The following is a 12,518-nucleotide window of genomic DNA, read 5'->3' as shown; positions in this document are numbered from 1 at the left end:
GCCTATGGCGTTGATCTGCCGTTTTCAGTGGCATGTCGAAAAAAAAAGGGGGAGGATTGGATGATGGCCAGTGTGCAAGCAGACTGGAAAGTGATTGCGTTTCGCCTGAAAGAAGAAGAATATGCTCTGCCGGTGCAGTATGTCCGTTCAATCGAGAAAATGCAGCCGATCACGCGTGTGCCGGGAACGGCCCATTATGTAAAAGGAGTCATCAACTTGCGCGGTGTTGTGACGCCGATCATCGATTTGCGCGAGCGGTTCGGGTTTGCCTCCGAACCATATGGGGAGCAGACGCGGATTATTATCGCCGCTTTTGAGGATATTGAAGTCGGGCTTATCGTCGATGCCGCGAATGATGTCCTTGATCTGCCGGCGGAAAGCATCGAACCGCCGCCAGAGGCAATTGGCTCCGTTGAGGCAAGTTACATTGACGGCGTGGCGAAAGTGGAGAATCGGCTCCTCATTTTGCTCGATTTGGCGAAAGTGCTCGACCGATAACCCGTGGAGGGGAGCGTTGACATTGGACGATATTCGCAACTTGACGGGGATGCATATTGACATTTTGCGCGAAATCGGCAACATCGGCGCCGGCAACGCGGCGACGGCTTTGTCGATGTTGCTGAACAAAAAAATTGAAATGGCGGTGCCGCGCGTTCAAATTGCGACGTTTGCCGAAATGATGGAATTGATCGGCGGACCGGAACAAGTGGTGGCGTGCGTCTATTTGCGCATTGAAGGAGAAGCGCCGGGAAACATGTTTTTCGTGTTGCCGCCGGAGCAGGCTGAGCGGTTCGTCCGCCGGATGATTGGCGATGACTCGTTTTCGTTTCAAGGAGAAGCCCATGAGCTTGGCTGCTCGGCGCTTCAGGAGCTCGGCAACATTTTAGCCGGCTCGTATTTGTCGGCATTGGCTGACTTTACGCGGCTCAACTTGCATCCGTCCGTGCCGGCATTGGCCATCGACATGATTGGAGCTGTGCTGTCGTTCGGATTGCTTGAGCTGTCGCGCGCCGGCGATTACGCCATTTTGATTGACACGGCCATTTACGATGAACGGCGCCCAGATGAAAGCATCAATGGCCATTTCTTTCTTCTTCCTGATCCGGATTCGTTTTCCATCATCTTTCGAGCGCTAGGTGTGGATGGCCTATGAGCACAGCGCAGGCTGTCAAAATCGGCATTGCGGAAATGGAGGTCGTCATAGCGCCGAACGTCATCCGTACATGTGGGCTCGGGTCGTGCGTTGGTGTCGTCATTTACGACGCAGGCAAGGCGGTTGCCGGCATGGCGCATGTCATGCTTCCGCACTCCTCGATGGCGCGCGGCGGGGTCATCAATGCGGCCAAATACGCCGATACGGCGGTCGAGGCGCTCGCTCAGCTCGTCATGGCCGCCGGTGGGCGGAAAGGGATGCTGAAAGCGAAGCTGGCCGGCGGGGCACAAATGTTTTCATTTTCGACAGCTGGCGATATGATGCGCATTGGCGCGCGCAATGTGGAGGAAGTGAAAAAGCAGCTTGAGCGACTTCATATTCCGGTCGTCGCTGAAGATGTCGGGGGCCATAGCGGCCGCACGATCGAATTTAATCCGCAGACGGGCGTGCTCTCCATCCGCACCGCCGCTCAAGAAATAAAGGAAATATGACCGAGATGCGCCGTTTCCGCAAGGCAAGGGGGAGAATGATGGGAAGCGCGCTAAAAGGAGAAGAACGGAAATACTGGGATGAATGGATCAACGGCCGTGACCGCCGCGCGGCCGAGGAGCTGGTGCAGCGCTATATGCCGCTTGTTTTCTACCACGTGCAGCGGCTTTCGGCGACGCTGCCGAGCTCCGTGCCGAAGGACGAGCTCGTCAGCCTTGGACTCGTCGGCTTATACGATGCGTTGGAAAAATTTGATCCATCGCGTGATTTGAAGTTCGACACGTACGCCTCGTTCCGCATCCGCGGCGCCATCTTAGACGGCTTGCGCAAAGAAGACTGGCTGCCGCGCAGCATGCGCGATAAGGCAAAAAAAATTGAGGAAGCCATCGAGCGGCTCGAACAGCGGCATATGCGATCGGTGACGGCGAAAGAGATCGCCGCTGAGCTCGGGATGACGGAAGAGGAAGTGCAGGCGGCGGCGAGCGAAACGTTTTTTTCCCATTGGCTGCCGCTCGGGCAGACGACTGTGGACGAAGACGAAGGACTGTTGGCGGTTCGCGACGACCGCGCTCCGCTTCCCGAGGAGCAAATTGTCAAGCAGGAAATGATCGAAAAGCTGGCTGAAGCCATTGCACAGCTGAATGAAAAAGAACAGCTCGTCATCAGTTTGTTTTACAAAGAGGAGCTGACGTTTACAGAAATCGGGAGTCTCTTGCATCTGTCGACATCAAGAATTTCGCAAATTCACGCGAAAGCGCTTTGGAAACTGCGCCGCTTTTTTGCGGAAGAGCAATAAGGGGAGAGGAAGAAAAACGATGGACATCCAGCTGCCAGCGTTGCAAAGCGTTATGCCGAAAGCGCCCGATGCGGAAAGGGTTCAGGCCTTGACGCAACAACACTCGTATGCGGTGCAGGCGCAAATGGCAACTGCCGGCGAAAAGCGGGCGGAGCGTGCGCGCCGTCGGGTGACGGAGAAACGAACGAGTGCCCGCCTCGAGCGGGAGGCGTCCCGTTTTGGGGGACACCCTTATAAAGGAAAAACGATCGACCTTCAAGGATAGTGAACATCATGACGGCATTTTGGTTAACGATTAGTTTGTTGCTGCACGCCTTGTCGTTTTGGCTGATCATTCTGCTTTTCCTCCGCCTATCGAGGCTTGGCGAGGCGGAGCGGCGGGCCGAGGAGCTCGAGGAAGCAATGACCGCTTATCTCGCCGCCTGGAAGGAAGAAAACGAGCGCTTTTTGGCTGAACTTGACAGCCGGACCGTTTCGCCGCCGTCTGCATCGGAAACAGGTGGCGCGCAACTGAACGCAGCGGCTGGCGCGTCGGGTTTGCACCGGGAGCGGAGCAGAGAAAAAACGGCGCCTATGCCGGATGCAGGAAGCGGCAAACATGCTGCCGGGTTTGAAAAGCGGGCGGCGGAGCGCACGCCGGAAGACGAAGCTGGCGAAGGAGGCTCGACAAGGCAGGAGCGGCAGAAGAAAATCGAGGAAAGCTATAGCGGCGAAGCGGCCGGTGCGGCGTCGGATTATGTGACGGACATCGGAGTGGTTGAGGATGTGCTTGAACTTTCATTCACCCAGCCAGCTGGCGCGAGTGAGCTCGTCCGCCGCCTATATGCGGAAGGGGCGACGGTCGAAGAGATTGCCAAACAGCTCGGCAAAGGGAAAACGGAAGTCGAGCTGTTGCTCAAATTTGCGCCAAAAACGGACCGATAGGCAAATAACAGCTTGATTTGCCGCTGACAGTTGTGATATATTTTTTCATGGTGTGAATACACACGCCTGCTGATTTCAGCAACGGTGCTGGCTCAGCCAGTCTTGCTGAAAGATGAAACAGGCGGAGGATCAAAAACCACTAAGAAACAGGAGGAGCATACATGTCGGTTATTTCGATGAAACAACTGCTTGAAGCTGGCGTCCATTTCGGACATCAGACGCGCCGTTGGAATCCGAAAATGAAAAAATACATTTTCACGGAGCGCAATGGCATCTATATCATCGATTTGCAAAAAACGGTGAAAAAGGTCGAGGAAGCATACAACTTCGTCCGCGAATTGGCGGCGAACGGCGGCAAAATTTTGTTCGTCGGCACGAAAAAACAAGCGCAAGAGTCGGTGAAAGAAGAAGCGGAACGCTGCGGCATGTATTACGTCAACCAACGCTGGCTTGGCGGCACGCTGACGAACTTCGCCACGATCCAAAAACGAATCAAACGGTTGCGTGAAATTGAAAAAATGGAAGAAGACGGCGTATTTGACGTTCTGCCGAAAAAAGAAGTCATCGGCTTGAAAAAAGAAAAAGAGCGGCTCGAGAAGTTTTTGGGCGGCATTAAAGACATGAAAGAGCTGCCGGATGCGCTGTTTGTCATTGACCCGCGCAAAGAGCGGATTGCAGTGGCGGAAGCGCGCAAGTTGAACATCCCGATCATCGGCATCGTCGACACGAACTGCGATCCAGATGAAATCGACTACGTCATCCCGGCCAACGACGACGCCATCCGCGCTGTCAAGTTGTTGACTTCGAAAATCGCCGATGCGGTGCTTGAGGCGAAACAAGGCGAAGAAGCAGCCGTCGCGGCAGAGTAACGATGCTCAAGAAAGGTGATAAGAGGGGAAAAGCCTTTTATCACCTTTTTTTGAGACAGAAATCAGCAACTTTTGGCTATACTAACGAATAAGGGCGAAACGGGAAGCCGCTGCCGGCACTGATACATATATGCGACAATGAGAAGGAGGACTTTTTTATGGCGATTACAGCACAAATGGTGAAAGAACTGCGCGAAAAAACAGGCGCAGGCATGATGGACTGCAAAAAGGCGCTCACCGAAACGAACGGTGACATGGAAAAGGCGATCGACTGGCTGCGCGAAAAAGGGATCGCCAAAGCGGCGAAAAAAGCGGACCGCATCGCGGCCGAAGGAATGGCGTACATCGCTGTGGAAGGCAATACCGCTGTCATTTTGGAAGTGAACTCGGAAACGGACTTCGTTGCGAAAAACGAATCGTTCCAAACGTTGGTGAAAGAGCTGGCCGCCCACTTGCTGAAACAAAAACCGGCGTCGCTTGACGAAGCGCTCGGTCAAACGATGGACAACGGCTCGACCGTCCAAGATTACATTAACGCCGCCATCGCGAAAATCGGCGAAAAAATCACGCTTCGCCGCTTTGCCGTCGTCAACAAAGCGGATGGCGAAACGTTCGGCGCGTACTTGCACATGGGCGGGCGCATCGGCGTATTAACGTTATTAGCCGGCAATGCGAGTGAAGATGTCGCCAAAGATGTCGCCATGCACATTGCGGCGCTTCATCCGAAATACGTCTCGCGCGACGACGTGCCGCAGGAAGAAATTGCGCATGAGCGCGAAGTGTTGAAGCAGCAAGCGTTAAACGAAGGCAAGCCGGAAAAAATCGTTGAAAAAATGGTCGAAGGCCGGCTGAACAAGTTTTACGAAGACGTCTGCCTGCTCGAGCAAGCGTTCGTGAAAAACCCGGATGTGACGGTGCGCCAATACGTCGAAGCGAACGGAGCAACAGTCAAGCAGTTCATCCGTTACGAAGTTGGCGAAGGGCTCGAAAAGCGCCAAGACAATTTTGCTGAAGAAGTCATGAGCCAAGTCAGAAAACAATGACGGACCGCAACAGGGAACACGCGCGTGTTCCCTGTTTTTCAAAGTGATTCGCATTCGCATCATGGAGGTTTGACATGGAACAACCAAAATACAAACGCGTCGTGTTAAAGTTGAGCGGAGAAGCGCTTGCCGGGAAGCAAGGATTTGGCATTCATCCGGCGGTCATCCAGTCGATCGCCAAACAAGTGAAGGAAGTCGCTGAACTGGGCGTCGAGGTCGCCATCGTCGTCGGCGGCGGCAACATTTGGCGCGGAAAAACGGGAAGCGAAATGGGCATGGACCGGGCGACGGCCGATTACATGGGCATGTTGGCGACGGTGATGAACGCCCTCGCCTTGCAGGACAGCCTTGAGCAGCTTGGCGTGGAAACGCGGGTGCAGACGTCGATTGAAATGCGGCAGGTGGCCGAGCCGTACATTCGCCGCCGGGCGATTCGCCATCTTGAGAAAAAGCGGGTTGTCATTTTCGCCGCCGGCACAGGCAACCCGTACTTCTCCACCGACACGACCGCGGCGCTTAGGGCGGCGGAAATTGAGGCGGACGTCATTTTAATGGCAAAAAACAATGTCGACGGCGTCTACAGCGCTGATCCAAACGTTGATGCCAACGCGGTCAAATACGATGAGCTGTCGTATTTGGATGTCATCAAGCAAGGGCTCGGCGTCATGGACTCGACCGCTTCCTCGCTTTGCATGGACAACGACATTCCGCTCATTGTCTTCTCGATTATGGAAGAAGGGAACATTAAACGCGCAGTGTTAGGCGAAAACATCGGAACGATCGTAAGGGGGAAATAACGATGGCAAAGCAAGTGATCCAACAGGCGAAAGAAAAAATGGACAAAGCAGTGCAAGCGTTCACCCGCGAGCTGGCAAGCATTCGCGCCGGCCGGGCGAACGCAGGGCTGCTTGAAAAAGTGACCGTTGATTATTACGGCGTGCCGACGCCGATCAACCAGCTGGCTTCCATCAGTGTGCCGGAAGCGCGCCTGCTCGTCATTCAGCCGTATGACAAATCGGCCATCAAAGAAATGGAAAAAGCCATTTTAGCATCGGATTTAGGGCTGACGCCGTCGAATGATGGATCGGTCATCCGCCTTGTCATCCCGCCGCTCACAGAGGAACGACGCCGCGAGCTGGCGAAGCTTGTTAAAAAGTATTCAGAAGACGCGAAAGTCGCCGTGCGCAACATTCGCCGCGATGCAAACGATGAATTGAAAAAGCTCGAGAAAAACGGCGAGATTACCGAAGACGAACTCCGCAGCTACACGGATGAAGTGCAAAAGCTGACCGATGACCATATCGCCAAAATCGATGCCATCACAAAAGAGAAAGAAAAAGAAGTCATGGAAGTATAGGCAAAACGATGCAAACCCTCTATGTTGATGGAGGGTTTTTTTGCTATAATGGAAAGGCAAAACACGTTCGCGGAGGACTCGTATGTTCAATAAAATGCGAAAAACGAAAGAGATAGACGTCCCGGTGACGAAGGAAGAGGTGCTCAGGCATCCGATCCCAAGCCATGTCGCCATCATTATGGATGGGAACGGAAGGTGGGCGAAAAAGCGGGCGTTGCCGAGGGCGGCCGGCCATTACGAAGGCATGCAGGTTGTGCGCAAAATCACTCGTTTTGCGAACGAGCTGGGAATTCGAATTTTGTCGCTTTACGCGTTTTCCACGGAAAATTGGAAGCGGCCGAAAAGCGAAGTCGATTATTTAATGAAGCTGCCGGAGCAGTTTTTGACGACGTTTCTTCCCGAGCTCATTGCTGAAAATGTCAAAGTGCAAGTGATCGGCCATACGGAGGCGTTGCCTGATTATACGCGCCGGGCGGTTGAGAAAGCCGTCGAGGAAACAAGCGACAACACTGGGCTCGTTTTGAATTTTGCCCTCAATTATGGCAGCCGGTCGGAAATCACCGCCGCCGTCCAGCAAATCGCCAAAGACGTCGAACGCGGGGCGCTGGCGCCGGAAGACATCACCGAACCGCTCATTTCGTCGTACTTGATGACGAGCGGGCTCGCCGACCCCGATTTGCTCATTCGCACGAGCGGGGAGATTCGCTTAAGCAATTTCATGCTTTGGCAGTTGGCGTATACGGAGCTTTGGTTTACGGATGTGTTATGGCCGGATTTTACTGAGCAACATTTCTTAGAGGCGATTGCCGCTTACCAGCGGCGCGACCGCCGATTTGGAGGAGTGTCAGCGCGATGAAGCAGCGAATCATCACCGGAGTCATAGCGGCGGCGCTCTTTTTGCCGATTGTTATTTTTGGCGGATTTCCGTTTATAATAGTAACATATATATTGGCCACGGTCGGGCTGTTTGAACTGTTGCGGATGAAAGGGATGAGCCTGTTGTCGTTTGCCGGGGCGGCTGGATTGATCGCCCTTTGGCTGCTGCTCGTTCCCGCCCGTTACGGCAGCGAGTGGTTGGCGTCCGGGGCCGTCAAGTTTGGCGTGATCGCCGCTTTGGCTTTTTTGTTGCTTGTCGGCACGGTCGTGACGAAAAATGCACTGACGTTCGATGAGGCAGCGTTTGTCGTTTTGGCGGTTGTCTATGTCGGCGTGGGGTTTTTCTGTTTTGGCGCGGTTCGTTTGGTCGGCTTGGCGTATTTCGTTTATGCCTTGTTTGTTATTTGGGCGACCGACATCGGGGCGTATTTCTTCGGCCGCGCCTTTGGCCGGCGCAAGCTATGGCCGGAGATCAGCCCGAAAAAAACGATGGAAGGCGCCATCGGCGGCATCGTTTCCGCCGTTGTTGTCGCCGCGATTTACGAGTGGGCGGCGGCGCCGTTTGCCAGTTTGGCGGCCGCACTTGGCGTCGCGTTGCTGCTGTCGGCGTTCGGCCAGCTCGGCGATTTAATCGAATCGGCATTTAAGCGCCATTACGGCGTGAAAGATTCCGGGGCGATTTTGCCGGGGCATGGCGGCATTTTAGACCGGTTTGACAGCTTGTTGTTCGTGCTGCCGCTGTTGTACATACTGCTTGACATTGCAAGATAAGCGGGTGAGGAGTGAAACGATTGAAATATATTAGTATATTAGGGGCGAGCGGATCGATCGGCACGCAGGCGCTTGATGTCATCCGCGCCCATCCGGACGAGTTCCGCTTGGCCGCCGCATCGGTCGGGAAAAATATCGACGCGGCGAGGCGGCTGATCGCTGAATTTTCACCCCGTCTCGTCGCTGTCGCCGACCGCGATGCGTATGAAGTGCTCTATCGCGAGTACCGCGGGCGGACGGCGATCGTGTACGGGGAAGAAGGATTGATTGAAGCGGCGGTTTGCCCACAAGCCGATGTTGTCGTCACCGCCGTTGTCGGCAGCGTCGGCCTTGTGCCGACGCTGAAGGCGATTGAGGCGGGAAAGGCAATCGCTCTCGCCAACAAAGAGACGCTCGTTGTTGCCGGACATCTTGTCATGGCGGAGGCCAAGCGGCGCGGCGTGCCGCTGTTGCCGGTTGACAGCGAACATTCCGCTATTTTTCAATGCCTGCAAGGGGAAAAGATTGAACAAGTTGACAAACTCATTCTGACCGCTTCCGGCGGCAGCTTCCGCGACAAGACGCGCGCAGAGCTTGCACATGTGACGGTCGAGGAGGCGCTTCGCCATCCAAACTGGTCGATGGGGGCCAAAATTACGATTGATTCGGCGACCATGATGAACAAAGGGTTTGAGGTCATTGAGGCTCATTGGCTGTTCGGGCTGCCATATGAGCGGATCGAGGTTGTTTTGCACCGCGAAAGCATCATCCATTCGCTCGTTGCGTTTCGCGACACAAGTGTGTTGGCGCAGCTCGGCACGCCGGATATGCGCGTTCCAATCCAATATGCTTTGGCGTATCCAAAGCGTCTGCCGCTTCCATCCGCCAAGCCGCTTGATTTGGCCTCGCTTGGGGCGCTCCATTTCGCTCCGGTTGATTTTGACCGTTATCGCTGTTTGCGGCTTGCCTATGAGGCCGGCAAGCGAGGCGGCTCGCTGCCGACGGTGTTGAATGCGGCCAATGAAGAGGCGGTGGCGGCGTTTTTAGCCGGACGGATTCCGTTTTTGGCCATCGAGGAGTGGATTGAACGCGCCCTCGAACGCCATCGGCCGGTAGATGATCCGCAGCTTGAGGACATTCGCGAAATCGATGCGGACGCGCGCGCCTACGTTCGCTCACTACTATCATAAAGGTGGTTGAAACGTTGGAATCGATCATTTCGTTTATCGTCGTCTTTGGTGCCCTCGTCTTTTTTCACGAGCTCGGCCACTTGCTGCTAGCAAAACGGGCGGGCATTCTTTGCCGAGAATTTGCCATCGGCTTCGGGCCGAAGGTGTTTTCATTCAAGAAAAATGAAACGGTGTACACGATCCGCCTTCTCCCGCTTGGCGGCTTCGTCCGCATGGCCGGCGAAGACCCGGAGACGATTGAATTGAAGCGGGGGCAAGTCGTCGGCTTGTTGCTTGATGGCAGCGGCCAAGTGGAAAAAATCGTTCTCAACCATAAGGACGATTATCCGAACGCCCGCGTCGTGGAAATAGAGGATGCCGATTTGGAGCACGGCATGTATGTGACCGGCTATACGGACGGCGAGCGGTTCGAGCGGTTTGCGGTCAAAGAACCGTCGTTTTTCGTCGTCGATCGCCAAGAAATTCAAATCGCCCCATACCATCGTCAATTTGTGGCAAAAACGCTCGGACAGCGGACGATGACGATTTTGGCCGGACCGCTCGCCAACTTTCTCTTGGCGCTCGTCATTTTTATTATCATCGGCCTTTTGCAAGGCTACCCAGTCGACAAGCCGATCATCGGCGAGCTGACGCCGGAAGGGGCGGCGCGCGCCGCCGGCTTGAAGCAAGGGGATGAGGTGATCGCCATTAACGGCGAACGGATGGAAACGTGGACGGAAATCGTCAACACGATTCGCGCCCATCCGGGAGAGCCGCTTCAGTTTCAAATTGAGCGGAATGGGAAAGAACTAAGTGTGACGGTCACCCCTGAAGCGAAAACGGTGCAAGGGGAGACGATCGGCTTGATCGGCGTCTATCAGCCGATGGAAAAATCGGTGTTTGGCTCGATCAAGCAAGGGCTGGTTGAGACGTACTACTGGACGCGGGAAATTGTAACGGGGCTCGGCCAATTGATCACCGGCCAGTTTCAGCTTGACATGCTGTCCGGCCCGGTCGGCATCGCCGTATCGACCGGTAAAGTCGCTGAATCCGGGATCTACTATTTGATGAAATGGGGCGCAATTTTAAGCATCAACCTTGGGATTGTCAACTTGTTGCCATTGCCGGCGTTAGACGGCGGGCGGCTCCTCTTTTTCGCCATTGAAGCGGTGCGCGGCAAGCCAGTCGACCGGCAAAAAGAAGGAATGGTCCATTTTATCGGCTTCGCCTTGCTGATGCTGCTCATGCTCGTTGTGACATGGAACGACATTCAAAAATTTTTCCTATAGAGAGAAAACGAGGTGGCTAATGGATGAGACAAAGTCAAGCGTTTATTCCGACGTTGCGTGAAGTGCCGGCGGACGCGGAAGTGAAAAGCCATCAGCTTCTGCTGCGGGCCGGCTTCATTCGCCAAAGCGCAAGCGGCGTCTACACGTTTTTGCCGCTTGGGCAGCGTGTTTTACAAAAAGTGGAATCTATCATCCGCGAGGAAATGAATCGCATTGGAGCAATGGAGCTCCTCATGCCGGCCTTGCAGCCGGCTGAGCTTTGGCAACAGTCCGGCCGTTGGTACTCGTACGGGCCGGAGCTGATGCGCCTCAAAGATCGGCATGAGCGCGATTTCGCCCTTGGGCCGACGCATGAAGAAATGATCACGGCGATCGTTCGCGATGAGGTGAAAACGTACAAGCGGCTGCCGCTGATCTTGTATCAAATCCAAACGAAATTCCGCGATGAAAAGCGCCCGCGTTTTGGGCTGTTGCGCGGCCGCGAGTTCATTATGAAAGACGCCTACTCGTTCCATACGTCAAAAGAAAGTTTGGATGAAACGTACAACCACATGTATGAGGCGTATGCGAACATTTTCCGCCGCTGCGGATTGAATTTCCGCGCTGTCATCGCCGATTCGGGGGCGATCGGCGGCAAAGATACGCATGAGTTTATGGTGCTTTCTGAGATCGGCGAAGATACGATCGCTTACTCCGATGCGTCCGACTACGCTGCCAACATCGAGATGGCGCCGGTCGTGGCCACGTATGAAAAAAGCGATGAGCCATTGGCTGAGTTGAAAAAAGTGGCAACGCCGGGACAAAAAACGATCTCCGAAGTCACGGCGTATTTGCAAGTATCGCCGGAGCGTTGCATCAAGTCGCTCTTGTTCCGCGTTGATGGCCGCTATGTGCTCGTTCTCGTCCGCGGCGATCACGAAGCCAATGATGTGAAGGTGAAAAACGTTCTCGATGCCACGGTCGTCGAATTGGCGACGCCGGAAGAAACAGAGCAGGTGATGAGCGCTCCAATCGGCTCGCTCGGCCCGATCGGCGTCAGCGGCGAAGTCACGATCATTGCCGACCATGCTGTTGCTGCGGTCGTCAATGGCGTCTGCGGCGCGAATGAGGAAGGATACCATTACACTGGAGTCAATCCGGGCCGCGATTTTGCCGTCAGCCAATACGCTGATTTGCGCTTCGTAAAAGAAGGCGATCCGTCTCCGGACGGCAAAGGGACGATCCGCTTCGCCCGCGGCATTGAAGTCGGGCATGTGTTTAAGCTTGGCACGAAGTATAGCGAAGCGATGAACGCCGCTTATTTGGATGAAAACGGCCAAACGAAGACGATGATCATGGGCTGCTACGGCATTGGCGTGTCAAGATTGGTGGCGGCGATCGCCGAGCAGTTTGCCGACGAACACGGACTCGTATGGCCGGCGTCGGTCGCGCCGTTTCACGTCCATTTGCTGACAGCGAACGCAAGAAGCGACGAACAGCGCGCGTTGGCGGAAGAGTGGTATGAAAAGCTCGGACAGGCTGGGTTTGAAGTGTTGTATGATGACCGTCCGGAGCGGGCCGGGGTGAAGTTTGCTGACAGCGATTTGATCGGCATTCCGATCCGCGTCACCGTCGGCAAGCGGGCCGGCGAAGGCGTTGTGGAAGTGAAAGTGCGGAAAACAGGTGAGACGTTGGACGTTGCGGTTGGCGAACTTGCCGATACGGTGCGCCGCCTCTTGCAACTACAGTGATAAGCGAACGGCGCTGGCGAAAAGAGAAGTCTGTCTTTTTTCGCCGGCGCTTTTATATGGTATGATGATAGAG

General features: G+C 54.8%; 15 protein-coding genes. All 15 read left to right on the top strand.

The window, feature by feature from the left end; translation table 11 throughout:
* Window positions 1-60: 60 nt before the first annotated feature.
* The 15 genes from GJ1_RS06435 (at window position 61) to GJ1_RS06365 (ending at window position 12,445) form a co-directional block, all read left to right on the top strand.
* Window positions 61-498, top strand: a complete 438-nt coding sequence (locus tag GJ1_RS06435) for a chemotaxis protein CheW (RefSeq protein WP_066230055.1) — start codon at window positions 61-63, stop codon at window positions 496-498.
* Window positions 499-520: 22 nt separating this feature from the next.
* The gene (locus GJ1_RS06430) at window positions 521-1,153 is read left to right on the top strand and encodes a chemotaxis protein CheC (protein ID WP_066230052.1); all 633 of its coding nucleotides are present in this window, start codon (window positions 521-523) and stop codon (window positions 1,151-1,153) included.
* Window positions 1,150-1,644: a chemotaxis protein CheD gene (locus tag GJ1_RS06425; RefSeq protein ID WP_066230049.1), complete on the top strand. Its 495-nt coding sequence runs from the start codon at window positions 1,150-1,152 to the stop codon at window positions 1,642-1,644. The genes GJ1_RS06430 and GJ1_RS06425 overlap by 4 nt, the downstream gene beginning before the upstream one ends.
* Window positions 1,645-1,682: 38 nt before the next feature.
* Window positions 1,683-2,438, top strand: coding sequence for a FliA/WhiG family RNA polymerase sigma factor (locus GJ1_RS06420; RefSeq protein ID WP_066230046.1), 756 nt, complete (start codon window positions 1,683-1,685; stop codon window positions 2,436-2,438).
* A gap of 19 nt (window positions 2,439-2,457) precedes the next feature.
* Window positions 2,458-2,703 carry a hypothetical protein gene (locus GJ1_RS06415; RefSeq protein ID WP_066230043.1) on the top strand — a complete coding sequence of 82 codons (246 nt, stop codon included), beginning with the start codon at window positions 2,458-2,460 and terminating at the stop codon, window positions 2,701-2,703.
* 8 nt (window positions 2,704-2,711) lie between these two features.
* Complete coding sequence (locus GJ1_RS06410) at window positions 2,712-3,362, top strand: hypothetical protein (protein ID WP_066230149.1); 651 nt, start codon at window positions 2,712-2,714, stop codon at window positions 3,360-3,362.
* A 161-nt stretch (window positions 3,363-3,523) separates the two neighbouring features.
* Window positions 3,524-4,231, top strand: a complete 708-nt coding sequence (rpsB, locus tag GJ1_RS06405; RefSeq protein WP_066230040.1) for a 30S ribosomal protein S2 — start codon at window positions 3,524-3,526, stop codon at window positions 4,229-4,231.
* 158 nt (window positions 4,232-4,389) lie between these two features.
* Window positions 4,390-5,274 (top strand): translation elongation factor Ts, encoded by an 885-nt coding sequence (gene tsf, locus GJ1_RS06400; RefSeq protein ID WP_066230038.1) that lies wholly within the window; start codon window positions 4,390-4,392, stop codon window positions 5,272-5,274.
* 74 nt (window positions 5,275-5,348) lie between these two features.
* Window positions 5,349-6,071: a UMP kinase gene (gene pyrH, locus GJ1_RS06395; RefSeq protein ID WP_066230035.1), complete on the top strand. Its 723-nt coding sequence runs from the start codon at window positions 5,349-5,351 to the stop codon at window positions 6,069-6,071.
* A gap of 2 nt (window positions 6,072-6,073) precedes the next feature.
* Entirely contained in the window at window positions 6,074-6,631 is a 558-nt protein-coding gene (frr, locus tag GJ1_RS06390; RefSeq protein ID WP_011230752.1) for a ribosome recycling factor, read from the top strand.
* An 82-nt stretch (window positions 6,632-6,713) separates the two neighbouring features.
* On the top strand, window positions 6,714-7,487 hold the full coding sequence (uppS, locus tag GJ1_RS06385) for an undecaprenyl pyrophosphate synthase (RefSeq protein ID WP_066230033.1): 774 nt from the start codon (window positions 6,714-6,716) through the stop codon (window positions 7,485-7,487).
* Window positions 7,484-8,278, top strand: coding sequence for a phosphatidate cytidylyltransferase (locus tag GJ1_RS06380; RefSeq protein ID WP_066230030.1), 795 nt, complete (start codon window positions 7,484-7,486; stop codon window positions 8,276-8,278). Before uppS ends, GJ1_RS06380 begins: the two co-directional genes overlap by 4 nt.
* A 20-nt stretch (window positions 8,279-8,298) precedes the next feature.
* Entirely contained in the window at window positions 8,299-9,447 is a 1,149-nt protein-coding gene (gene dxr / locus GJ1_RS06375; protein WP_066230028.1) for a 1-deoxy-D-xylulose-5-phosphate reductoisomerase, read from the top strand.
* Between the two features lie 2 nt (window positions 9,448-9,449).
* A complete protein-coding gene (gene rseP, locus GJ1_RS06370; protein ID WP_174520101.1) occupies window positions 9,450-10,715 on the top strand; it encodes an RIP metalloprotease RseP in 1,266 nt (421 codons plus the stop codon).
* Window positions 10,716-10,738: 23 nt separating this feature from the next.
* Window positions 10,739-12,445: a proline--tRNA ligase gene (locus GJ1_RS06365; RefSeq protein WP_066230023.1), complete on the top strand. Its 1,707-nt coding sequence runs from the start codon at window positions 10,739-10,741 to the stop codon at window positions 12,443-12,445.
* Window positions 12,446-12,518: the final 73 nt, after the last annotated feature.

The sequence above is a fragment of the Geobacillus jurassicus NBRC 107829 genome, from assembly GCF_001544315.1.
Lineage (GTDB): Bacteria > Bacillota > Bacilli > Bacillales > Anoxybacillaceae > Geobacillus > Geobacillus jurassicus.
Note: the sequence above shows the minus strand (reverse complement) of the source record. Positions and strands in the feature narration are given on the sequence as shown.